This window comes from Brevirhabdus sp., assembly GCF_052826345.1.
This window is the reverse complement of record NZ_JBRBUA010000094.1, coordinates 16,451-38,766: the sequence shown is the minus strand read 5'-3', so window position 1 is coordinate 38,766 and position 22,316 is coordinate 16,451. Positions and strand designations below refer to the sequence as shown.

Below are 22,316 nucleotides of genomic sequence, written 5' to 3'. Positions count from 1 at the left end.
TAAATTTGAGCGCATTCCTGTCCGCCGCTTTGTCAGCGCGTTACAATTGCGTAATTCCCGCCCCGGGGGAACGCGCGCGCTGGACTGGCGCCCTGCCGCGCAAACGAAAACGCCCGCCACCGGGGGGTGGCGGGCGCAATGGCGTGGCATGAGGCTGCACCGATGGCGGCGCGGCGAGCCTGCGTTCAGACGTGCAGCGTCTCGGTCGAGGAGAAGAACATCGCCTGGCTGACGGCGCTGCGCACCTGCTCCTCGTTGTAGGGCTTGGAAATCAGGAAGGCCGGTTCCGGACGCTCGCCGGTCAGCAGCCGCTCGGGGAAGGCGGTGATGAAGATCACCGGGATATCGCCGAAATGCGACAGCAGATCGTTGACCGCATCCACGCCGGAGGAATTGTCGGCCAGCTGGATATCGGCGAGGATCAGGTCCGGGCGCTCCTTCTTGCCCATCGACACCGCACCGTCGCGGGTGCGCGCCACGCCCAGAACTTCGTGACCCAGCGTGCTGACGATGCTTTCGATATCCATCGCGATGATGGCTTCGTCCTCGATCACCAGAACACGGCCGGTCACGCTGCTTTCCATTTCGGCATTGGCGATGCCGATCAGCTCCTCCACTTCGGAGGTGTTGATCTGCATGATCTGCGCGATCTCGTCGACGTGGAATTCCTCGATGGTCTGCAAAAGAAGCGCTTCGCGTGTGTTGGAGGTCAGCGCCTTGAGGTGGCCCTGCGCCTTGGCGCGGATGCCGCCTTCCTCTTCGTCGATGGGCGCGCCCGCGCTCGACCAGATCAGGTGGAACGCCTTGAACAGGGCCGTCTTTGGCGACACGTCGCCGGAAAAAATCGAATTATCTTCGAGGATGGCTTCCAGCGTAGCGGCTGCGTATAGATCACCCGAAGTCTGGCTGCCGGTCAAAGCTCTCGCATACCGCCGCAGATACGGCAAATGCTGTCCGATCGCGGAGGCCAGATCGGTCGCGGTATCGCTAGTCATATGTCGTCATACCTTTTTTGCTTTTTCTTGGAACCAAACACCTGTGGCCACGTTTGGTTCCGTCAGATAGAACAAATGTAGCGTGAAATGTTGCAACGAGAAACCATGAAAGATCGTGATCCATCCACCGTGAGTCGTCAGATCGACGAGAACCTCAAGCGAGTCTATCAGGAGGTTGTCGAAGAAGATCTGCCTGACAGGTTCAAGGACTTGCTGTCTAAGTTGCAGCAACAGAGCGGCAAGAAATGAGTACAGCAATTGATCCCAAAGAGGATCTTGTAAATCATTTGCCGGCGCTGCGTGCTTTTGCATTGAGCTTGACGAGGAACGGTTCCAGCGCCGACGATCTGGTGCAGGATACTGTCGTCAAGGCCTGGACCAACTTCGACAAGTTTCAGGTCGGCACCAATCTGCGTGCCTGGCTGTTCACCATCCTGCGCAACACCTTCTATTCCAACCGTCGCAAGATGCGCCGCGAGGTGCCGGATGTGGACGGAATCTTCACCGAGGGTCTGGCCGAAAAGCCGGCGCATGACGGCAAGCTTCAGATGACCGACTTCCGCAAGGCGTTTTCCCAGCTGCGCGACGAGCAGCGCGAGGCGTTGATCCTTGTAGGCGCCTCCGGCTTTTCCTATGAAGAAGCGGCAGAGATGTGCGATTGCGCGGTCGGAACCATCAAGAGCCGCGCGAACCGGGCGCGGGCGCGTCTGGTGCAGCTTTTGCATCTGGACGAAGGCGACAAGTTGGAACTGACTGATCAAACAACAATGGCTGTGCTGACTGCCTCGACCCAATCGGCAGGCTGATGCTGGCCGGTATCGGATTTCGCCCTATCACAAGGCGCCTTGGCTTTCGGGTCATGGCGCTTTTGTCTGTGGCCCTGTTGCCACTGGGACTGATCGCGGTGATGCAGACCCGCGCGCTGACCAACGAAATCCAGACCCGGTCGCAACTGAGCCTGATCGCCCTGACACGCAACGCCGCCGCTGAGGAGCGGCAGCTGATCCAGCGCGCCTTCGGCGCCGCCCGTGTGTTGAGCGAGATGATCGATCTGATCGCCGATGAACCTGGCACCTGCACCGCCTATCTCAGCCGATATCTGGACAGCGAGGACGGCTATACCTTTGTCGGGTACATCCCTTCCGACGGGCGCATCACCTGTTCGTCCGACGGGGTGGAATACGATCTGTCCGAGCAGACGGATTTCAAGGAGATGATGGTCTCGGCCCAGCCCAAAGTCACCATTTCCCGCCTGCAACCGCTGACCGCGCCGGAAACCGCTACCTCGCGCACCAGTATTTCGGTGAATTTCCCGGTGGTGCGCAACGCCGTGCTGCTCGGCTATGTGACCATCTCGCTGCCGCATTCGCAACTGTCGCTCGCGGGCGCCGAGGTCCGGGAGGAGCAGCCGATCGAGCTTTTCACCATGAACGCGGCCGGCGACATCCTGACGGCCGACGGGGGCGTGTCGGACGTGTCCGAACGTCTGCCCGCCAACAGGTCGCTTTCGGCCTTTGGCGGTGGTCCGGGCGCCGCCTTCGTCGCGCGCAACGGCGCCGGGCAGGAGCGGGTGTTCGCCGTGGTGCCCATCGTCAGCGACACGGTTTACGCGATCGGATCGTGGGACAGCCGCTTGCCTGAAACGGCTGGAATCCCGGTGCGGATCTCGCCTGCGCTGTTTCCGATCCTGATGTGGCTGGTCAGCCTGGGCGTATCCTATTTCGCGGTGCACTGGCTGGTGATCCGCCACGTCCGCTCGCTGCGGCTGCGGATGAGGGCCTTCGCGCAGACGCGCCACATCCTTTCCCCCAGCACGGGCACGGGGATGCCGGCCGAGCTGCTGGAAATGGAAGACGCCTTCATCCAGATGACCGATACGATTCTGCGCGACGAGGCCGGGCTGGAAAATGCCGTACATGAACAGAGGGTTCTGCTGAAAGAGGTCTATCACCGGGTAAAAAACAATCTGCAATTGATCGCGTCCATCATGAACATGCAGATGCGCCAACTTCATTCGCCGGAGGCCAAGGCCGTGCTGAAGCGGGTGCAGGACCGGGTTCTGGGGTTGGCCACGGTGCACCGCAATCTTTACCAGACCGACACCCTGTCGGAGGTGCGCGGCGACCTGCTGTTGCATGAGGTCATCAATCAGCTGGTCGTGGTGGCCCTGCCGCCCGATTCCGGGGTCGAAGTCACGGTCAGGCTGGATGAATTCGAGGTCTATCCCGATCAGGCGGTGCCGCTGTCGCTGCTGGCGACCGAGGCGGCGACCAATGCGTTGAAATATCTGGGCCGTCCCGAACACGGCGCGCCCTGGATGCGTATCAATCTGACGATGAGTGAAGACAGCACCGTGTGCCTGACGATCGCCAATTCCAAGGGGGAGCCGGTGAGCACCTCGAACCCGGCGGAATCGAGCGGCCTGGGCTCGCGCCTTATCAAGGCGTTCGGCCAGCAGTTGCTGGGCGATGTGGAGGTTAAGGAGACCGAAACCGAATATACCGTCACGCTTCGATTCCGGGTCAGCGACTTCGAGGTCGAAGAACGCTCGCTGAAGCGCGCCTGAGCCAGCCCGATGCAGCAGGATGCACAGCCTTCCCGGACGGTGGACAGGACCGATCGCTTGCAGGTCCTGGTGACCGGGCATGAGGCCTACCCGGTGTTCGAGCGCTGTTTTCTGACCGCAGAGCAGCACATTTCGATGAGCTTTCGGATATTCGATCCGGCGACCCGATTGCGGTCGGAAGAGGCGCTGCGCATCGGCAGCGACTGGATGGATCTGCTGGTGCATACGCTGCGCCGCGGGGTCAGCATCGATCTGGTGATTTCCGACTTCGATTGTCTGCTTGCCTGTGACGTGCACCAAGGCACCTGGTCGTCGATGCGCAGGCTTGCGGCGGTGCGGGAAATGGCGGGGCCGGGGGCCGCGCGCCTCAATGCGGTGGCGGCGCTGCATCCCGCACGGGTCGGCATTCTGCCGCGCCTGGTGATGTGGCCGAAGATTCTGGGCGAGGTCGCGGATACCTGTCGCAAGCTGATGGATCTCGAACCGCACCGGCGCGACCGCTCGTTGAAGGAAATGCCGGGGTTCGACGAATGGGTGTGCAGACAAAAGGAGGCGCTGCGACCGCGCCGCTGGCCGCTGCCGCCCCTGACACCTTGCAGCCACCATCAGAAAATCGCCGTCTTCGATGAGAAACGGCTCTATGTCGGTGGGCTGGATCTGGATGAGCGCCGCTACGACACCCCGCGACATTTGCAGGCGGCGGGCGAGACGTGGCAGGATGTGCAGCTGCTGCTGGAGGACAGGGTGCTCGCACAGGCGGCGCAGCGCCATCTCGATGAGTTTCTGGACGTGACCGCCGGGCGAAAGCCCCCGTCGGATTGCGCTCCGCTGTTGCGCACCCTGTCGGGGCGGCGGCCTTTCGCGCTGGGTCACCTGTCGCCGAAGCGGCATCTGTCCGATATTGCGAAACTGCATTTCGGTCAGGTCAAAACGGCAAAGCGGTTGATCTATCTGGAATCCCAGTTCCTGCGCAGCGTGTCGCTGGCGCGCAAGCTCGCACGGGCAGGGCGGCGCAACACCTCGCTGGGGCTGATATTGATTCTGCCCGCCGCGCCCGAGGAAATCGCCTTCATGCATCGCGACAAGGCGGACACGCGGTTCGGCGAGTATCTGCAAGGCCGCTGCATCCGTATCCTGCGCCGCGCCTTCGGACAGCGGCTCTTCGTCGGCTGCCCGGCTCAGGCCCGCGACCCCGAGGCGGGCGAGGTTTACGGACGCGGCGAATACGAGCGCGCGCCGCTGGTCTACGTGCATTCGAAAGTGTCGATTTTCGACGACAGCTGCGCGATCGTGTCCTCTGCGAACCTCAACGGCCGCAGCTTTTTCTGGGATACCGAGGCCGGCGTCGCCCTGCACGATCCCGAAGAGATCGCCTTGCTCAAGCGGAAGGTGATGCACCACTGGCTGCCGTCCGACGCGGGCGCGCGCTATACGGACCCCGACACCGCCGTACAGGCGTGGCGCATCTTGGCCAACAGCAACAAGGTGCGCGCGCCGAAGGGACGGCAGGGGTTCGTCCTGCCCTATACCGAGCGTCCCGCCAAGCTGTTCGGACGCTCCTTTCCGGGCGTGCCCGAGGAGATGGTCTGACCCGCGCCCGCCCACGGGGCGAGGTCAAGCGGGCGCTGCGCCGCGAGGTTCTATTCTTCTCTGAGCAGATGCAGCAGGTCCATCTTCGAGATATCCAGGAATATCTGCATACCCGGGGTCTCGATGCTCTGCATGATGGTCAGATGCTCCGCCGTCAACGTGACCGATTTTCGCCCTGCGGTCGCATCATTGACATCCACGGTCGCGTTCAGGATCTGTCCCTGCGGGTCGTAATCCAGCCGTGCGACGTGGCCGATGTGGCCCTCGGACAGGTCGAAGACCGGCGCTCCCGTCAGCTCATCCGCGCCGGGTTGCGGAACCTCGGGTTCCGGCAGCATCTGCGGCTGATATGCGCAGTCGAACGTGCAATCGCGATCCGGCATGGAATCCAGCCCGGCGATGGTCGTGGCACCCGCCATGCCGCCATCTGCAATCGTCATCAAAATCAGTGCGGAAATGCGCAGCATTGCCTTTGTCCTCGATCTCACCATCCGGTGCCGGTTCGACGCCTCAACGGCGTCTCCGGCCTGTTGTTCCATTTTACCGCGCCACCCCGAGGCGAAAACCTCAGGCGGCGGGGGTGTAGTGTCGTTGCACCCGGTCCTGCCAACCCGGGCTCAGCGCATCGTCGTCGCGCAGGCCGGGCGCGGCCTCGAGCTGACCGGAGGCCAGGCCCATCACGATATGCGAATCGCGCACCACATGGCGCATCCAGTCGAAGGGCGCCACCGCGTCATGCGGCGACAAAAGCCCCCCGCCCGAGATCGACAGATGCGTCAGCAGACCGCGTTCCACATCGACCACGATATCGTCGAGGTCGCCCAATTCCCCGTCGTTCCCGTAAACCTTGCGCCCCAGCCATTCGCTGGCGCGGGCCATATGGCTTGCCTCTTCGCGCTCGCTCTCGTCCCGCGCCGCCTGCGGATCGGGGTCTTCGTCGTCTGCCTGCATGGGCAGGGGCACCGCGCGGTGCCCCTCGATCGCTGCGGCCTCCTCGGCGTCGGCGTGGCTCTGAGCGTTCAGCAGCAGGGGCGAAAAGGTCGTGCCGAAGGGGCCGACGACCAGCGGCGGCCAGTTCTCGATGTCGAAGATCGACCCGTTGTCCTCGGCGTCGTCGTGCCAATGCGGCGCGGCCTCGACGGCGGCCCGATCCAGCCTGACGGGCCATTCCTCATTGACCGTATCGGGCGTGCCGAATTCCGCCGCGTGGATCAGCACCTCCTTGCGGTCGAACCAGCCGCCGATGTCCAGCGAGACATATTCGATCCGCCGCGTGCCGAAATCGAAGAAAATATCGGTCACCTTGAGGTGGTCGTCACCCGCGCGGGCCTTGAAGTGCATGAGTTGGGAAATGGTGTTCAGCATGGCGGTTCTCCTTGCTGGATCAACCGTCGCAATGGCGCCGGGTTCCCGCGGCTCGCGGGGTCGTGCGGTGCCGGGCGGCCTGCGCTAGTAATCACGTTCAAAGAAGACCCCCAGCCCGGTGTTGCCGTCCGATCCCAGCCGCCCCTTGACCGTGACCGAGGGGCTGACGTCGAGATTGAGGTTGATGCTGCTCTTGCCCTGACTGCCGACGGTCACATCCGTGTAGACGTTTTCCGACAGGTATTTGCCCGCACGCACGCCGACGCTGCCGTCGGCGCCGGTGGTCACGTCAAGATCGTCCAGCCCCGTCTGCGCGCGCAGGTTCGCGATTATGCCATTGCCGCCGCGCCCGGCGAGCGTCGCCACCGCCGATGCCAGCTGCGCCGCCTGCAAGGGCGAGATCGAACTGATGCTGCGACCGAACAGCAGCCGCGACAAGACTTCGTCTTCGGGCAGCTGGGGATCGGACAGGAACTGGATCCTGGGCTCCGTCGCCTGGCCGGAGACCACGATGCTGACCACGACCTCGCCGGTGTCGGTGCGCGCGACAAGCCGGATCGCGGGTATGAAATCGCCCTGCAACTGGACCGAGCCCTCGTCAAGCGTCAGCCGCTGCCCGAGAATGTCGAGCCGCCCCCGGATCAGGTCGAACTGTCCCTGCGGCACCACATTGGCGGTGGTGCCGGTCAGGCTCAGCCGTCCGCCCAGTTCCGCGTCCAGCCCGCGCCCGCGCACGAAGATACGGTTCGGCGCGACGATGCGTATGTCCAGGCGCAGCGGTTTCGACGCGTTCTGCCCGCCCGCCGCGCCGCCGCCGCCGGATTGTGCCGCATCGCCCAGCAGACCGGCGCGCGCGCGCGTGGCCTTGACGTCGGCGGGCTCGGCGACATGGGCGACGTCGGGGATCGGATCGCTGCCGCCCAGCCCGGTCGAGGGAACGCGGATCTCGGTCGGGCCCACGTCGAGCTGGCCCGACAGCAATCCGCCGCCGGTGATCGGCCCCCTGAGTGTCAGCCTGCCCGCCACCGAGGATTCGTAGAGCTTGGGGTCGGTGACCACGACGTTGTCGAGGACGACCGCCAGATCGGCGTCGAAGGGCGCGGAAAGGCTCAGCGGGCCGTTGACGGTAAAGCTGCCCCCGCTGTCCACCCCGGCCCTCAGCGCGATCTGCGCGCGCCCGCCGGACAGGGCAATGGTGGCGTTGATGTTGGTGATCGCGTTGCGCAGCGACGGGAGCGACACGCGCGCATTGGCGGTGCTGATCTGCCCCGACAGCGACGACAGCGCGAGCGGCCCGTTGAGGCGCAGGTCGAACTGTGCCGTGCCCGCGATGGAACGTGGCGCCAGGAAGGGATCGGCCAGTGCCAGCGGCGCCGTGCCGCTGAGCGTCAGCGCCGCATTGCCGACACTACCGGCCAGCGTTCCGTCCACGCGCAGCGCGGCTCCCCCCGGCCCGGTGGAGGTCGCGCTGATCGCATAGCCGCCCGCTTGCTGGCGCACCTGCGCCTGGACCGAGACCGACCCGCCGACCTGTGGCACGAAGGCGCCCAGGTTGCCCACGCGCACATTCGCATCGACAGCCAACGCGCCGCCCTGCGGCACGGTCAGCCTGCCGCTGAGCGTGGTCGACCCCGGTGCCGCGCCGGAAAATTCCACCGTCCAGTCGTTGCCGTTCTGGGAGGCGCGCGCCGACAGGCTCGCCGGGCCGTTCACCCCCGGCAGCAGGCCCGAGACCGACGCAATGCGCGTATCGACCGATAGCCGCGGCCCCTGTCCCGGCGGCAGTTCCACCAGCCCCTTGGCGGTCAGCCCTTGCGGTCCGTCGGCGGTGAAGTCGACAAACCAGGTCTGATCCTGCTGGCGCGCCGTGGCTTCGACCGTCGCGGGGCCGTCGAGGCCGGGGACGAAGACCGACAGCTGTGCCGCGCGCAGGGTCACGCGCGCCTGCGGCCCGCCGTCGCCGGGCAGGCGGGCCTGGCCGCTTGCGCTGATACCTCTGGGCGCGTCGGCGGTGAAATCGACCACCCAGGCGCCCAGATCCTGGCGTGCCTGCGCGGTGGCTGTCGCGGGGCCGGAAAAGCCCGGTACCAGCACCGCAAGATCCGCGATACGCGCGTTTATATCGGCGCGCGGACCGCCCTGCGGAGGCAGCGTGACGGTGCCGCTCGCGGTGATGGATTTCGGCGCGTCGGTCGTGAAATCGACCAGCCAGCTGGCGGCGTCCTTGCGGGCCTGCGCCTTGACGATGGCGGGGCCGTCAAAGCCGGGCACAAAGACCGCCATATCGGCCAGACGCGCCGTCACATCGGCCTGCGGGCCGCCCTGCGGGGGCAGGCGGACCTGGCCTTGGGCCGTGATGCCCTTGGGCGCATCGGCGGTGAAATCCAGCGCCCAGGTGTCGCCGTTCTGCCGGGCGGCGGCCGACAGCGTGACCGGCCCCTCGAAGCCGGGCACAAAGGTTTCCAGCCGTGGCACCTTCGCGTTGAAGTCCACGGTGGGCCCGCCCGTGGGGGGCAGGGTGGCGGTGCCGCTGGCGGTGATGTCCGCGGGCGCCTTGGCGTCGAAATCGATGTTCCATTCCGCACCGGTCTTGCGCGCGTCCAGCGCCACGGTGGCCGGGCCGCTGAACCCGTCGATGCCGGGCGCGAAGGTCGCCACATCGGCGATCCGCGCGTCCAGCGTCGCCGTGGTGGCGCCATCGGGCGGGAAAGTCGCAAGGCCGTCTGCGGTGATGCCTTCCGGCGCGCGGGCCTTGAACTCGATCAGCACCGTCTCGCCCTCCTGCCGCGTGGTGGCGGACAGGCTGGCAGGGCCTTTCAGCTGCGGCACGAATAGTTCCAGCTGCGGCACTTCGGCGGTAAAGTTGACCACCGGCGGCGCATCGGCCGACAGCGTGGCCTCGCCCGAGGCGGTGATCCCCTTGGGCGCGTCGGCGTTGAATGTCACGGCCCAGTCCTGCCCCGTCCGGGCGGCGGCCAGATGCACCTTTGCCGGGCCGGTGAACCCCTGCACGCCCGGCGCCAGCGCCGCGACATCGACCACGTCGATATCCGCCGTTGCCGACAGGGCGCCGCCTTCGGGCAGGCGGGCCGAGGCGCGGGCCGACAGCCCCTTGGGCGCGTCCAGCGTCAGGTCTGCCAGCAGGGTGCGCGCGTCCTCGCCGGTGCCCGGCTTTGCGGTCAGCTTCAGCGTCGATGGTCCCTCCAGCAGGGAGACGATCGTTTCGGTGCGCGGAATCTCGACCGTCACCTGCGCGTCGGGCACCCCTCCGGCGGGCAGCGTGACGCGGCCTTTGGCGGTGATGTCCTGTGGCGCGTCGGCGTCGAAGGAAACAGCCAGCCCGCTGTCGGTCTGCGCGGCGTCGATGCGCACCGTGGCAGGGCCGGCCAGGGCCGCCACGCCGGGCACGAATTGCGACAGGTCGGGCAGTTTCGCGGTGGCCTTGACCGACGGCAGCCCCCCCTTGGGCAGAAGCGCCGTGCCCTGCGCCGTCAGCCCCTTGGGCGCGTCGGCGGTGAAATCGACCAGCAGCGTCTCGCCGTCCTGCCGGGTCTGCGCGGTCAGGCTGGCCGGACCTTCGAGCATCGGGACGAAGGCCTGAAGACGTGGAATATCGGCCGAAAGCCGCGCCTCGATCTGGCCGCCCGAAGGCAGCGTGACGCGGCCTTTGGCGGTAATGTCCTGCGGGGCGTCGGCGGTGAAATCGGCGCGCCAGGTGGCGTTGGTCTGTGCCGCGTCGATGCGCAGCGTGGCCGGACCCTGCAAGGCGGGCACGCCGGGCACGAAGGTCGCCACATCGGCCAGCTCTGCGGTCAGCGTGGCCGAGGGGCCGCCCAGCTTGGGCAGCCGCGCGAGGCCGGTGGCGGTGATGCCCTTGGGCGCGTCGGCGGTGAAATCCACCAGCAGCGTGTCGCCCTCCTGGCGGGTCTTGGCGGTAACGGTCGCGGGGCCTTCCAGCTGCGGGACGAACTCCTGCACCTCCGCGATGCGGGCCGTCAGCTCGGCCTGCGGGGCACCGCCCGGCGGCAGGGACAGCGTGCCTTTCGCGGTGATCTGGCGCGGTGCGTCCGCGTCGAAGTCGACGCGCCATGTCTCGCCCTCGCGCCGGGCCTCGGCCTGTACGTTGGCCGCGCCCTCCAGCCCCGGTACGAATTTCTGCACCTCGCCGATGCGGGCGGTGACGGTCGCGGAGGGCTGCCCCTCGATCGGCCAGTTCAGCGATACCGCCGCCGAGGATGCAGCCGGGGCGTCGGCGTTCACGTCGATCTTCCACTGGTCCAGCACCTGCACGGCGGTGCCCGTGACGCTGACCGCGCCCGGAACGCTGGGAACGAAGCGGGCCAGATCGTCAAGCGACGCGCTGAAGTTGAGGTCGCTGTCGCCCGTCGCCACCCGCCCCTGCGCGGCGGCGTTCAGCGCGGCGGTTTCCACCCGGAAGCCGCGCAATTCGGTGCCCTGGGTGTCACGCTTTGCGGACAGGCGCAGCGTGCTGTCGCCCACCAGCAGCTGATCCACCTGTTCGATCCCGATGCCCAGATCCTTGCCGGTGGCGTCGGCGGTGATGTCGAATGCGCCGCCGACCAGCCCGATGCTGCCCTTTACCGTGCTGCGCAAACTGCCCTGCAACGGACGCCCCGCCAGACCCGAAAGCCGCGACAGATCCTGCACGTCGGCGGAAATGTCGCCGTCGAAGTTGAACGTGCCCTTCGGCCCGCCCAATGCGCCCGCCGCGGCCAGTTGCAGGCCCTGCGTCGCCAGTTCCAGCTTGGAAAACTGGACCGGCGCGCCCTCGCGCCAGGTCAGATCCGTCGTCAGGTCCAGCTTCGGCCCCAGGGCCGCCGCCAGATCGGTGTTGTTGGAGGACAGCCCCGTGACCGCCGCGGTCAGGTTCGCGGTGGCCTGTTTCACGCTGCCGCGCTGGATCACGCCGCCGCCGTCGAGACGCAGGCGCTCGAAACTGATGTCGGGGCGGAAAAGCCCCTCGACCGTGCCAAGCAGGGTCCAGCGTTCCCCCTTGGCGCGGTCGAAGCTGGCGTTGATATCGACCTTGCGCAGCAGCGTTTCCTTGCCCGCGGTCGGCAGGCGCACGGTGTTGCCGTCCGGGTCGGCCAGCCGCACATCGAGCAGAAACCGTTCCGGCAGACCGTCGGTGGCCAGTTCCAGATCGCCGTTCACCCGCAGCGACGCGGCCTTCAGCGCCAGATCCTCGACCAGCACGCGCCCGTCGTCGAACCGCCGCATCTTGAGCGCCAGACTGATGTCCGGCCCGAAAAAGGGCTGGTACTGCGGTGCGAAAAGCGGCGCGATATCGCCTTTCAGATCGGCCGTGATGCGCTGGTAGGTGGTCGCGGGGGCGCCGGACGGAGCGGGGTTCTGGCCCTGCGCCGACGTGCCGCCCGGATCGGGGGCGGCCCCCGGTTCGGCCACGGTGGTCAGCGCAACCGTGCCTGCCAGACGGTCCTGACCTTCGCTTTTCAGGGCGATCTGCGCGGTGAAGTTGTCGAGCGGATCATTGCCCGTCACCGACAGGCTGAGCGCCGGGGCGCCGGGTATCTGCGCCAGATTGGCGACGATGCCGTCCGGGCCCTCGTTCACGTTCAGATCCAGCGCCAGAATGCGCGTCGTGTTGGAATAGCCGGCCTTGAGCAGGAATTCGCCCTGTTTCGCGTCAATTCGCTTGATCTGAAGATCCGCCTTGCCCTCGCCGTCGGCCAGCGACAGGCTGCCCGCGACGGACATCTCGACCGGCTGTTTGAGGATCGACTCCCCCAGCACGACGCGGTCGGCCTTGATCGATTCGATCTGCACGCTGAGGGGCAGCTCCGGCAGCTTGATGACCGACGCCTCGGGGCTGGGCGCGTTCGACCCGCCGCCGCCCGGCAGGCGGGGCAGCAGGATTTCCGCGGCGGACAGCTCGGTTATCTCGATATTGCCGCGCAGCACGGCCAGCCGGTTCCAGTCGAGCACCGCGTCGATGATCGTCAGCCAAGGGCCCTGATCGTCCGCGATGACCAGCTTGGCCACCTTTGCGCGGGAACTCAGCGCGCCGCTGAACCCTTCGATCGTGATCTGCCGCCCCGAGGTGGAAAGCGTATCCTCCAGAAAGCGGACGAGGCGGGATTTGTCGTCCTGCGCGAAGCTCGTCATCGGCAGCAGGACCAGAAACAAGGTAAAAAGAATACGGGTCAAAACGCCTGTCCGATGCCTACATAGATCTGGATTCCGTTGCCGGTGTTGCCGCCGACAGGGGTGGCCACGTCAAACCGGATCGGGCCGATGCCGGTATTGTAGCGCAGGCCAAGGCCCGCACCGGCGTGAAAATAGCTGTTGCTGTCGATGAAGCTGTCGGAGCCGATATAGCCCGCGTCGTAAAAGCCCACGACGCCGATCTTTTCGGTGATGTCGGCGCGCACCTCGCCCGACAGGCCAAGGAAGGACCGCCCGCCGATCTTGGTGGTGCCCACCGGCACCGAAAGCGACTGGTAGGGTTGCCCCCTGACCGTGCCGCCGCCACCCGACAGGAACAGCAGGTCGGGCGGGGTGTCGGTCAGCCCCGACCCCACGATAGACCCCAGCTGCACCCGGCCGGCCAGCACGAAACGGTCGTCCGTGCCGAACCCCTTGTAGACCCGCCCGTCCAGCGAAAGCCGACCGCCCGATGCGCTGCCCGCGAGACCCAGATAGGGCATCACCTCCGCGTCCAGGTAAAAGCCGCCCTTCGGGTTCAGCTCGTCGCCGCGGCGGTCCCAGGTGACGCTGAGCGGAAAAGTCAGATGGTTGAACTGGCGGTTGCCCAGCCCGTCGCGCACATCGGCGAACCGGTAGGCCACGCCGACCTGCGCCTTGAGCTTGTCCGAGTAGATCCGCGTCAGCCCGGTTTCCAGGTTGATCTGGCGCGAGAAAAACAGCGGCTCGTCCAGTTGCTGGACCTCGGCCAGCGCGTATAGGTCCGTGTCGGCGGTGAAGGTCGCCGGGCGGTTGAAACTGACGCCGAAGCGATAGTCTATGCCGCTGCCCTGCCCGCCGCCGGTCTGCCCGCCCAGCCCGGAGGCCTCGGCCTCCACGCGCAGGCGCTCGGCGCCGCCAAGCAGGTTGCGATGCATCCAGAAGGTTTCCAGCCGCAGCCCCTCGACCGAGGAGATATCGGCCCCGAACCCGAAGCGGCGCGGCTTTTCGTCGACCAGGACCAGATCCACGTCCATGCTGTTGTCGGGGCCGAGTGTCTCGGCCTCGGTCGCGCTGACCGAGCGGAAGGCGCCGGTGCGTCGCAGTCGCGCGACGGCCTTGTCGAGTTCCTCTGGATTGAAGAGCTCGCCGGTCGGCAGGCCGCCGATGTCCTGCACGCGTTCGCGCCGCACGTAGGAATCGTTTTTCTGGACCAGCTTGCCGAACGTCACCCGCGGACCGGGTGCCAGGGTCACGACGGCGTCCAGGATATCGTTGCGGTGATCGGCGGTGATCTGCTGCCCGTCGATGGCGACCTTCGCATGTCCGTATTCGCGCCAGGCATCGACGCCCGCCGATGCGGCATCGGAAATCACGCGGCTTTCGGCGGTCTTGCCGGGGGCGAACCCTTCCGGCAGCACCGTGTCGGGGGCCAGCGGCGCCACCACCGCCTTGCCGAAGCTGAAAACCGGGCCGGGGTCGACGATCAGATCGATCCGGTTGATCTGCGCGGGCGGCGCCAGCGGCGGGATCGCCGCGGCCTCCTTGCCATCGACGGAGATATGGACGACGGGGCTGTAATACCCCAATGCGTAAAGCGCACCGACCATTCGCGCGTAATCGGCCTGGGCGGCGGCCAGGATATCCTGGGTGGATTGTTCCTTTTCGTTCACCGCGACGAAGACGAGCGACGCCCCGGCCAGCTTCTTGCGCAGTTCGGCGTCGGAAATCGTGGTTTTCAGATCCGCCACGAAGGCGGAGGCCGGATGCGCAACGCTCGCGGCGATCAGCAGCGCCAGCCCGCGCATTGCACCCCTGCCGATACGGCACCCGACCCGGCGTCGTACGTTTGAAAAAGCCAATGTCACGCCTGTTTGCCCATCCCCGCGATACGCCCGCCGTTTCAGGGCAGGTCGTTTTTCCCTTTCCCCATCAGTATCGGAGGGATGCGCGCGATTCCACTCATATGCGCTCAAAACAAAGAGTTTTGTCGAAAATAGGCGAAGGATTGCCAACACAAGGATTGCCAACACGGGGATTGCCAACACGGGGATCGCTCAGGCCTGCGGCTTGCGCCCTGCGTTGCGTCCTGTGCGCGGGAGGGGTCAGATCGCCCGCTGCGTCCTTGCGTGATGGTTGAGCGCAAGGCGCAGCGCAACCGTCAGCCGGTTGCTGTCATAGGGCTTGCTGACGATGGGGGCCTTGGGGAATTGCTTGATCATCGCGTCGTGCTGGCTGTGGCCGGTGCTGATGACAAAAGGGATATCGGCCGCCGCCAGCATCTGCGCGATGGGCAGGGACGAGGCGTTGCCCAGCATCACGTCAAGGATCACCACGGCGGGCCGGCGGCGTTCCAGAATGGCGGAAACCTCATAGGCGGTGGAGGCCGTCTCGACCGGGCAGGCGCCGAGGTCGCCCAGCTGCGCGGCCATGTCCATGGCGATCACGCGGTCATCCTCGACCACCAGCGCGAAGCCCTTCAGCAGCGTCTGCGTCGGAGCCTGCTGGGTGATCGCGCGCTCAAACAGGCCGAAGATGCGCCGCGCGTCGGCGACAACGCGATCTGCGCGCGCATCGGTGGCGGGGCGCGCGGACAGATCGGCCACAATGGCGCGCCAATGCGCGTTGTCCGTGTCGAGCCCGAAGTAGGTGCCCGCCGACAGCACCAGCGGATCGGGGCTTTGCCGCCACGTCCGCCGCAGCACGCGGGTGCCCATCCGGCTGCCGCCCAGAATGTAGGCACACGCCAGCGCATCGAGCCCGGTAATGTCCACCGGGCTGAGCGGGGGCGGAATATCGTGGCCCAGGATCGAAAGGTCGCGGTCGATCGCACGCACGACCGTCCTGATATGGCTGATGACTTCGTCGCCGCCGGGCTGTTCGATCAGGGGCAGGATGGTGCAGAATGCCGCCCGTTGCGCCGCCAGAAAGCGCCCGTAATCCACATGATCCTTCAGATCCAGCGCGGAGAACCGCGCATCGACACGTTCGTGATCACAACGTGTGTCGCTCGACAGACGTTCGCGCAAGTTTGTCATGGCAATGTATTTCAAATGGCAGACGATGGGTGCAAGCTTTCTCAACCTGCGCGAAAGGTCAAGAGCCGTAATCCGCGCGCCCTTCCTCACCCCGTCCTCGGTCCTTCCGATGTCCGTGCTGCCGTGGTGGCGCGATGGCCGGGTTCAGTCGAGCTTCGGCCCGCTTTTTGCCAGCCGCCTGCGGTTGGAGCTGACCTTGCGCTGCAACGGCTGCATCCAGGCCTGCGCGACCTGATCGAACCGCTTGCCATCGATCGCGGCGCGCGTGGCCGCCAGGTTCGCCTCGACGAAAGCGGGGCCCTTTTCGGAATACATACGCTCGTTCTCGGTGTTGTGCACGGTCCAGTAGCCCGCCATGCCCATCATCCGGTAGGCCATCACCGCCTGCGCTTCGGACATCAGCGTCCAGAGCGCCACGCCCGTGCGCCACATATCCGTCGGATCAGAAGATGCCTTCATTTTGCTTTCACTTTCTCGAACCAGAGGTTTCGCGGATCCCGGAGCCTCCTTCGCAATATGGAGGAAGGAGCGAAGGCGACCAGTGGCCAAAAGGATATAGGTCGACGGTTGGGTATGGTTGCGCGGGACCACGCCCATAGCGCAACCGTCGGCGGTCGCAGCTTTCGCGAAAGTTCCCGTGCGGCGCCGCTTTGCCACAGTCGAAAGGCTTTGCCGTTCCCGGGCGGCGCGCTAAGTGGTGCGCGAACTGAACACGGACTTGAACATATGCTCGATCTTCTTCTGTCGCCCGATGCCTGGGCTGCCTTTCTTGCGCTGGTGACGATGGAAATCGTTCTGGGGATCGACAATCTGATCTTCATCTCGATCGTCACCTCCAAACTGCCGGAGGCGCGCCGCCGTCCCGCGCAGCAGATCGGCATCGGTCTGGCGCTGGTGCTGCGGCTCGGCCTGTTGTCGGTCATCGCGTGGATCGTCGGGCTGACCGCGCCGGTCTTTGACCTCGGCATCACCGGAGAGCCCGGAAAATACGGCGAGCCGGTGTTCGAGACCGCGTTTTCCTGGCGCGACCTGATCCTGATCGGCGGCGGCCTGTTCCTGGTCTGGAAGGCGACCACGGAAATCCACGACAAGGTACAGCCGGGCAGCGGGCACGAAGCCAGGATCAAGACCGTCAGCATGGGCTTCGGCGCCGCGCTGGTGCAGATCATCCTGCTGGATATGGTGTTTTCGATCGACAGCATCCTGACGGCGGTGGGCATGACCGATCATCTGCCGATCATGGTCGCGGCCGTGGTCGTCGCGGTGGGGGTGATGTTTCTCGCCGCCGATCCGGTCACCCGGTTCGTCAGCGCGAATCCGACCGTGATCATGCTGGCGCTCGCGTTTCTGCTGATGATCGGGATGGTGCTGATCGCCGACGGCTTCGGCGTGCATGTGCCCAAGGGCTACATCTATGCCGCGATGGCCTTCGCCGCCTTCGTCGAGGCGCTGAACATGCTGACCCGGCGGCGGCGGGGGACCGGCTGACGCCGCTGCCCCCGGTCCTGGCGTCGAGCGTGACGCCGACCGTGACGCCCACGCGCACGATATTCTAGGCGGGGTCCATCTGCGGCTGGCTGCTTTGCCAGCTGGCGGAAAGCGCCGTCAGGAACTGTTCGCGCCACCAGGCGACATCCTTGTCGAGCAGCACCCTGCGCATGGACTGGTGGCGTTCCCTGCGCTCGCCCAGCGGCATGTTCAGCGCCTGGTTCATCGCCTCCGCCATCTCGGCGATATCGTGCGGATTGACGATGAGCGCGCCGTTGAACAGCTGCTCGGCCGCGCCCGCGAATTTCGACAGGATCAACACGCCCGGATCGTCGGCGTCCTGCGCCGCGACATATTCCTTGGCCACCAGATTCATGCCGTCGGCCAAAGGCGTCACCAGTCCCACGCGCGCCCCGCGGTAAAGCCCCGCAAGCCGTTCGCGCGGCACCGAGCGGTGGATGTAGCGGATCGGCGTCCAGTCCAGCGTGGCATGGGCGCCGTTGATGTGGCCGGAAAGCTGCTCAAGCTCATCGCGGATGTCCTGATAGGCCTTCACGGCCTCTCGGGTAGGGGGCGCGATCTGCAACAGCGCCACCTGACCCGAAAGTTCGGGGTGCGCGTCCAGTAGATGGCCGTAGGCGCGGAACCGCTGCGGAAGACCCTTGGAATAATCCAGCCGATCGACGCCGATGATCGTGGCGGCGGCGTCATCGAGCCCGGCCGTGGGCGCGTTCCTCGCGGTGCGGGCGAACTCCTCGGGGTCGATGGCGATGGGGAAACTGGCGACCTGCACGATCTTATCCTCCAGCTTCATGCGGCCGTTCAGCAGCAGCTCGGCGCCCTTGGCGGTACGAAATACCTGAAGACAGGCGGAAACATCGCGCCGCGCCTGAAGCCCGAAAAGATCGAAGGCCGCGATCCAGCGGCAGACCTCCTGCCCATGCGACAGCGCCGCGAAGGCATTCGGGCCGGGAAAGGGGATATGCAGGAAAAATCCGATCGGCTGGGTCACCCCCAGTTGCCGCAGCTCATGGCCCAGCGACAGGAAATGATAGTCCTGCACCCAGATCCGGTCGCCGGGCTGCAACTCGCGCGCGATCATCTTCGCGATGCGCTTGTTCACGGCACGATAGGATTCAAGGTACTGTGGCAGCAGTTCCATCAGGTCCACGCGGTCATGGCACAGCGGCCACAGCACCGAATTGGAATACCCGAGGTAGAAGTCGCGCTGCTCCTCTTCGGTCAGATCGAAGCTCATGCGGGTAAACTTGCCGCCTTCGTGGCGCGTCAGGCGATCGGCGGGGGTATCGGTCAGCTTGTTGCTGTTGCCCACCCACAGGCCGCCGTCGGCCAGAGCGTCCTGCAATGCCACCACCAGCCCCCCCGAAGGGGTGCTTCCCGACGGAAGACGATTGGACACCACCACAAGTCGGCTCATTCCTTTCCCTTTCCTTCTAGCCACGCGTCCACTTCTGCAGGCGAATTCAGCCGGAACTCCGCCATGCTTTCTCCGCTGCCGACCTTTATGGATATACCACCGAGGGCACGCACATGTTCCAAGGCGGGCTCATCCGTCGTGTCATCGCCCAGATAGACCGGCGTGCGGCCCCGCGCGATCGGCTGGTCGAGAACCGCGCGGATCACCTCCAGCTTCGAGACGCCGTCGGGGCGCAATTCGAACGCCATCTTGGCCGGGTGCAGGTGAAACCCAGGGTAGCGCGCGACGATGCGCTCCGCCAGCGCGCGGGCATCTGCCTGCAACGACGGGTCGCGGCGATAATGCAGGACCGCACCGCTGGGTTTCGCCTCGATCAGATAGGCGCGGCTGGCGTCGGCGGCGGCGTGCTTCAGCTCTCGCGTCATCGCGTCGATCTGCGCGGCCTCGACCTTTACCAACTGGGTGACCGCCCCACCGTCTGCCGCCATTTCGGCGCCATGACAGCCGTAGGCGGTGCATTTCAGCCCGCCCAGGTGCCGTTGCAGATCGGCGACCTGACGCCCCGACACCAGATAGACCGCGCCGCCGGTGTCGCGGTGCAGCCGCTCCAGCAGGGCGGGGAGTTGGGCATCGACGGCTATGCTGTCGGGCGTATCCGCCAGATCGACGAGAACCCCGTCGAAATCGAGGAACAGGACCGCGTTCTCGGGCGAAAAAACCGGCGGGCGGGCAGACGTCATTCCGCCCCCTCATCCGCCAGTTCCGCGGCGCTTTCCTCATCCACCTCATCGACGACCTGTCCCCAGGCCATCATCGCGAATATCGCCGTTCCGCCGACGATGTTCCCGATCAGCACCGGGACGAAAAAGCCGAACACGGCATCCAGGACACCCAGATCGCCCCTGAAGATCAGATAGGACATTTCGACCGACCCGGCGATGATGTGCTGAAACCCGCTGACCGCGATCATCCATGTCACCAGTATGATCGGCAGGAACCCCGCCCCCGTGAACTGAGGCAATATCCACACCAGCGCGGCAATCAGCAGGCCCGCGGGCATGGCCATCGCGAAACTGTCCCAGGGCCCCGGTTCCATCGCGTGCCGGGCGATTTCCACCAGATAGGTGCTGAACTCATCCGGGATGCTGCCGGAATAGACGATGAACGCGCCGGCGGCGAGGGTGCCGATCAGGTTGGCCACCAGCACCAGCGTCCAAAGCCGGATCACGCAAATCAGGTTGTGCATGTTCTGCTTGGCAACCAGCGGCAGGACGGTGGTGATGGTGTTTTCGGTAAAAAGCTGCATCCGTCCCGAAATTACCAGAACAAAGCCGGTGGTGTAGCCAAGGCTTTCGACCAGAGGGCGCCAGGGCGCATCGGGCAGGAAGCGGCGCATCACCGCCTCCGTCAGGAAGGAAAAGCTGATCATCACCCCCGCCGCGATCCCCGACCAGAAGAGGGAGCGGGTCGGTCGCAGCAATTCCGCCTCGCCGTTGCGGCGGATCACCTCGTAGATCAGGCGCGACGGCAGCTTTTCCGCGTCGCGCACGTGCTTTTCCTCGTGCAGGGTGGGTTTGCGGCTTTTGTCGTTCTGGTCGGAATCCGATTTTTTCCGCTCGGGCTGGTCGGCCCCGAAATTTCGTTCTGGATAATCGTCGGAATCTTGGGAAGTTTCGGCGGAAGAATGTTCGGGGCGCTCGGAAACACTCACGTCGTAACTCCTCATAATTCGGTAACGGAACGCTTTAAAAATACGCACGGTTCCGTCCTCTTTCACAGTAAAAAGGGAGGAGGGACGGACGTGCCGCGCAAAGATCGGAGCGGACCCGGAAAAATTCGAAAAAAGTTGCGAAAGTCGGGAACCATAGAGCCCGGGCGCCGTTGTCGCTGTGAAAGGCGGCAATTAACGCTGTCTTCAGGACCCCCCATCCCATCCGGGTCCTTTTATTCATCGGCGGGGCCTATCCTGTCCCCTTAGCTCCGCCGATGATCCCCTCTTCTCGAAAACTTCGTGGTGATCTCATGGTCAAAAATCATGGAAATTCCGTCAAGGACGATGAAACCTACGACAAGCTCAGGGACGACGGCGCGTCCAAGGAAAAGGCCGCGCGCATCGCGAATGCGAAAGCAAACAAGGACATGCACCCCTCCCGGAAGGGCGGAAAAGCCAATGCCTATGAGGATTGGACGCGTGACGATCTATACGAACGCGCGCGGGAGCTCGATATTTCCGGGCGGTCCGACATGGACAAGGACGAGCTGATCGACGCGCTTCGGAACCATTGATGCGCAAGCAAACACCCCCCGCCTGCAAAGTCGGGGGGTGTTTGCTTGTTCAGGCACTGGTAACAGGCTCCGTGCGGGTCCGGTCCTCAGCGTCGCGCCCCGGACAGCGCAGGGGGGTGCCGTTCATTCGGATGCGCTGCCGCTTTGCTTTCCGTTTTCTTCCTGGCCGCCCGGTCCTGGGGCTTTAGACGGGCGGCCTTCCTCGAAAAAGCCGGGCAAACATCGCGATGATGAACAGCACGAGGAACACGAAGAACAGGATCTGGGCGATCCCGGCGGATGCGGATGCGATGCCGCTGAACCCGAACACGGCGGCGATGAGCGCGACAACCAGGAAAATTGCAGCCCATTGAAGCATTTTATTTCCTTTCCGTTACGGGTTGAAACGCCGCACGACCTGGTGCGGCCGTGCGAAGCCGTACCCACCGGGCACGGGCGATTGACTCCAAAACGCCGCTCGCCAGCACCCGGTTCCCAAGAAGCCGGACGAAGAACCGATTCAGCTCGGTGCAAGCGATTGTTTCTGAATGCGGAACTACAGGGTCGATTCGGCTCCCCTGCGCCCGCCCATTCCGAACGAAAGTTGCCGCGCCGCCGCGCTTACCAGCGCGCCGAGCCTGGGCACATCCTCGGGGGTGACGCGGCTGACCGGGCCGGAGACGGAGATTCCCGCGACCGCCTCGTCATGCAGGCCGAAGATCGGCGCGGCGATGCAGCGCATGCCTATCGTGCGTTCCTCATTGTCGACGGAAAAGCCGCGGCTGCGGATCAGCTGCAATTCCTCCGCCAGCGCGGCGGCGCTGCAAATGGTATGCGGGGTGAACCCTTCGCGCGTGGTCGCGGCCGCGACGCGGGCCAGCTGTTCGTCGGGCAGATGGGCCAGCAGCGCCTTGCCGATCCCCGAGGCATGCATGGGCGAGGTCGATCCGGGCGGAAAGAACGCCCGGATCGAGGCGTGGGTTTCCACCTGGCTGACGAACAGGACCTCGCCCGACTTCTCGATCCCCAGATTCGCGGTCTCGCCGGTACGGTTCATCAGATCGCGCATCACGGAGCGGCTGCGCTCGATCAGGCTGGTGCGGCGCAGGAAGGACGATCCGATCAGAAACGCGCGGTGGCCGACGTGCCAGGTCTGGGCGCCCGCGTCGATTTCCGTGATGCCGCGCTGTTGCAGGGTCGTCAGGATGCGATAGACCGTGGCGGGCGACTGATCCAGCGCCTCCGCCAGCGCCGACAGGGTGGCGCCGTCACGCTCGGACAGGGCCTCCAGCACCATCATGGCGCGGTCGAGCGACTGGATCGTGTTCTGTTCCGTCTTGTCGTGAAAGGCGCGCGGCCTGCCACGGGGCTTGGGATCGGCCATCGTGAATTTTCCACTTCGGGGT

The 22,316-nt window shown here is 65.4% G+C and carries 18 protein-coding genes; 6 read left to right on the top strand and 12 right to left on the bottom strand.

Going from position 1 to position 22,316, the window contains the following annotated elements:
• Positions 1–185 precede the first annotated feature (185 nt).
• The gene (locus ACU0BR_RS11135; protein ID WP_446156903.1) at positions 186–995 is read right to left on the bottom strand and encodes a response regulator; all 810 of its coding nucleotides are present in this window, start codon (positions 993–995) and stop codon (positions 186–188) included.
• A 105-nt stretch (positions 996–1,100) separates the two neighbouring features.
• Between ACU0BR_RS11135 and ACU0BR_RS11130 the strand changes: the two genes are divergently transcribed.
• From ACU0BR_RS11130 to ACU0BR_RS11115, 4 genes are read left to right on the top strand one after another with little or no spacing between them, the layout of a single operon-like run.
• Positions 1,101–1,244 (top strand): NepR family anti-sigma factor, encoded by a 144-nt coding sequence (locus tag ACU0BR_RS11130; protein ID WP_446156902.1) that lies wholly within the window; start codon positions 1,101–1,103, stop codon positions 1,242–1,244.
• Positions 1,241–1,801: an RNA polymerase sigma factor gene (locus ACU0BR_RS11125; protein WP_446156901.1), complete on the top strand. Its 561-nt coding sequence runs from the start codon at positions 1,241–1,243 to the stop codon at positions 1,799–1,801. The genes ACU0BR_RS11130 and ACU0BR_RS11125 overlap by 4 nt, the downstream gene beginning before the upstream one ends.
• A gap of 53 nt (positions 1,802–1,854) precedes the next feature.
• Positions 1,855–3,561 carry a sensor histidine kinase gene (locus tag ACU0BR_RS11120; protein WP_446156900.1) on the top strand — a complete coding sequence of 569 codons (1,707 nt, stop codon included), beginning with the start codon at positions 1,855–1,857 and terminating at the stop codon, positions 3,559–3,561.
• A gap of 57 nt (positions 3,562–3,618) precedes the next feature.
• Positions 3,619–5,151 carry a phospholipase D-like domain-containing protein gene (locus tag ACU0BR_RS11115; protein ID WP_446156899.1) on the top strand — a complete coding sequence of 511 codons (1,533 nt, stop codon included), beginning with the start codon at positions 3,619–3,621 and terminating at the stop codon, positions 5,149–5,151.
• Between the two features lie 50 nt (positions 5,152–5,201).
• Here the strand turns inward: ACU0BR_RS11115 and ACU0BR_RS11110 are convergent, their stop codons facing one another.
• From ACU0BR_RS11110 to ACU0BR_RS11085, 6 genes are all read right to left on the bottom strand, one after another.
• Positions 5,202–5,618, bottom strand: a complete 417-nt coding sequence (locus ACU0BR_RS11110; protein WP_446156898.1) for a hypothetical protein — start codon at positions 5,616–5,618, stop codon at positions 5,202–5,204.
• 100 nt (positions 5,619–5,718) lie between these two features.
• The gene (locus ACU0BR_RS11105) at positions 5,719–6,516 is read right to left on the bottom strand and encodes a PRC-barrel domain-containing protein (protein ID WP_446156897.1); all 798 of its coding nucleotides are present in this window, start codon (positions 6,514–6,516) and stop codon (positions 5,719–5,721) included.
• 84 nt (positions 6,517–6,600) lie between these two features.
• On the bottom strand, positions 6,601–12,705 hold the full coding sequence (locus ACU0BR_RS11100) for a translocation/assembly module TamB domain-containing protein (RefSeq protein WP_446156896.1): 6,105 nt from the start codon (positions 12,703–12,705) through the stop codon (positions 6,601–6,603).
• On the bottom strand, positions 12,702–14,489 hold the full coding sequence (locus ACU0BR_RS11095) for an autotransporter assembly complex protein TamA (protein ID WP_446156895.1): 1,788 nt from the start codon (positions 14,487–14,489) through the stop codon (positions 12,702–12,704). The genes ACU0BR_RS11100 and ACU0BR_RS11095 overlap by 4 nt, the downstream gene beginning before the upstream one ends.
• 297 nt (positions 14,490–14,786) lie before the next feature.
• Positions 14,787–15,719 (bottom strand): response regulator, encoded by a 933-nt coding sequence (locus tag ACU0BR_RS11090; protein WP_446156894.1) that lies wholly within the window; start codon positions 15,717–15,719, stop codon positions 14,787–14,789.
• 144 nt (positions 15,720–15,863) lie between these two features.
• Positions 15,864–16,178 carry an antifreeze protein gene (locus ACU0BR_RS11085; RefSeq protein ID WP_446156893.1) on the bottom strand — a complete coding sequence of 105 codons (315 nt, stop codon included), beginning with the start codon at positions 16,176–16,178 and terminating at the stop codon, positions 15,864–15,866.
• A gap of 267 nt (positions 16,179–16,445) precedes the next feature.
• Here ACU0BR_RS11085 and ACU0BR_RS11080 point away from each other — a divergent pair, with 267 nt between their 5' ends.
• Positions 16,446–17,207 carry a TerC family protein gene (locus tag ACU0BR_RS11080; protein ID WP_446156892.1) on the top strand — a complete coding sequence of 254 codons (762 nt, stop codon included), beginning with the start codon at positions 16,446–16,448 and terminating at the stop codon, positions 17,205–17,207.
• Between the two features lie 64 nt (positions 17,208–17,271).
• On the opposite strand, the gene ACU0BR_RS11075 is transcribed toward ACU0BR_RS11080, so the two are convergent.
• Genes ACU0BR_RS11075 through ACU0BR_RS11065 form a run of 3 tightly spaced genes read right to left on the bottom strand, consistent with a single transcriptional unit; the run spans position 17,272 to position 20,356 of the window.
• Positions 17,272–18,645 carry an alpha,alpha-trehalose-phosphate synthase (UDP-forming) gene (locus ACU0BR_RS11075; protein ID WP_446156891.1) on the bottom strand — a complete coding sequence of 458 codons (1,374 nt, stop codon included), beginning with the start codon at positions 18,643–18,645 and terminating at the stop codon, positions 17,272–17,274.
• The gene (gene otsB / locus ACU0BR_RS11070) at positions 18,642–19,385 is read right to left on the bottom strand and encodes a trehalose-phosphatase (RefSeq protein ID WP_446156890.1); all 744 of its coding nucleotides are present in this window, start codon (positions 19,383–19,385) and stop codon (positions 18,642–18,644) included. The genes ACU0BR_RS11075 and otsB overlap by 4 nt, the downstream gene beginning before the upstream one ends.
• The gene (locus tag ACU0BR_RS11065) at positions 19,382–20,356 is read right to left on the bottom strand and encodes a formate/nitrite transporter family protein (protein WP_446156889.1); all 975 of its coding nucleotides are present in this window, start codon (positions 20,354–20,356) and stop codon (positions 19,382–19,384) included. The genes otsB and ACU0BR_RS11065 overlap by 4 nt, the downstream gene beginning before the upstream one ends.
• A 311-nt stretch (positions 20,357–20,667) precedes the next feature.
• On the opposite strand from ACU0BR_RS11065, the gene ACU0BR_RS11060 reads away from it, so the two are divergent.
• Positions 20,668–20,931 carry a DUF7218 family protein gene (locus ACU0BR_RS11060; RefSeq protein ID WP_446156888.1) on the top strand — a complete coding sequence of 88 codons (264 nt, stop codon included), beginning with the start codon at positions 20,668–20,670 and terminating at the stop codon, positions 20,929–20,931.
• Between the two features lie 184 nt (positions 20,932–21,115).
• On the opposite strand, the gene ACU0BR_RS11055 is transcribed toward ACU0BR_RS11060, so the two are convergent.
• Both ACU0BR_RS11055 and bhcR read right to left on the bottom strand, forming a co-directional pair.
• Positions 21,116–21,289 carry a DUF1328 domain-containing protein gene (locus tag ACU0BR_RS11055; RefSeq protein WP_446156887.1) on the bottom strand — a complete coding sequence of 58 codons (174 nt, stop codon included), beginning with the start codon at positions 21,287–21,289 and terminating at the stop codon, positions 21,116–21,118.
• A gap of 177 nt (positions 21,290–21,466) precedes the next feature.
• On the bottom strand, positions 21,467–22,294 hold the full coding sequence (gene bhcR / locus ACU0BR_RS11050) for an HTH-type transcriptional regulator BhcR (RefSeq protein WP_446156886.1): 828 nt from the start codon (positions 22,292–22,294) through the stop codon (positions 21,467–21,469).
• Positions 22,295–22,316: the final 22 nt, after the last annotated feature.

Bases quoted from the DNA above. Each gene is read 5' to 3' on its own strand.
- ACU0BR_RS11135 (WP_446156903.1), bottom strand. From the start codon at position 995: ATGACTAGCGATACCGCGACCGATCTGGCCTCCGCGATCGGACAGCAT.
- ACU0BR_RS11130 (WP_446156902.1), top strand. From the start codon at position 1,101: ATGAAAGATCGTGATCCATCCACCGTGAGTCGTCAGATCGACGAGAAC.
- ACU0BR_RS11125 (WP_446156901.1), top strand. From the start codon at position 1,241: ATGAGTACAGCAATTGATCCCAAAGAGGATCTTGTAAATCATTTGCCG.
- ACU0BR_RS11120 (WP_446156900.1), top strand. From the start codon at position 1,855: ATGGCGCTTTTGTCTGTGGCCCTGTTGCCACTGGGACTGATCGCGGTG.
- ACU0BR_RS11110 (WP_446156898.1), bottom strand. From the start codon at position 5,618: ATGCTGCGCATTTCCGCACTGATTTTGATGACGATTGCAGATGGCGGC.
- ACU0BR_RS11105 (WP_446156897.1), bottom strand. From the start codon at position 6,516: ATGCTGAACACCATTTCCCAACTCATGCACTTCAAGGCCCGCGCGGGT.
- ACU0BR_RS11095 (WP_446156895.1), bottom strand. From the start codon at position 14,489: ATGCGCGGGCTGGCGCTGCTGATCGCCGCGAGCGTTGCGCATCCGGCC.
- ACU0BR_RS11090 (WP_446156894.1), bottom strand. From the start codon at position 15,719: ATGACAAACTTGCGCGAACGTCTGTCGAGCGACACACGTTGTGATCAC.
- ACU0BR_RS11085 (WP_446156893.1), bottom strand. From the start codon at position 16,178: ATGAAGGCATCTTCTGATCCGACGGATATGTGGCGCACGGGCGTGGCG.
- ACU0BR_RS11080 (WP_446156892.1), top strand. From the start codon at position 16,446: ATGCTCGATCTTCTTCTGTCGCCCGATGCCTGGGCTGCCTTTCTTGCG.
- ACU0BR_RS11075 (WP_446156891.1), bottom strand. From the start codon at position 18,645: ATGAGCCGACTTGTGGTGGTGTCCAATCGTCTTCCGTCGGGAAGCACC.
- otsB (WP_446156890.1), bottom strand. From the start codon at position 19,385: ATGACGTCTGCCCGCCCGCCGGTTTTTTCGCCCGAGAACGCGGTCCTG.
- ACU0BR_RS11060 (WP_446156888.1), top strand. From the start codon at position 20,668: ATGGTCAAAAATCATGGAAATTCCGTCAAGGACGATGAAACCTACGAC.
- ACU0BR_RS11055 (WP_446156887.1), bottom strand. From the start codon at position 21,289: ATGCTTCAATGGGCTGCAATTTTCCTGGTTGTCGCGCTCATCGCCGCC.
- bhcR (WP_446156886.1), bottom strand. From the start codon at position 22,294: ATGGCCGATCCCAAGCCCCGTGGCAGGCCGCGCGCCTTTCACGACAAG.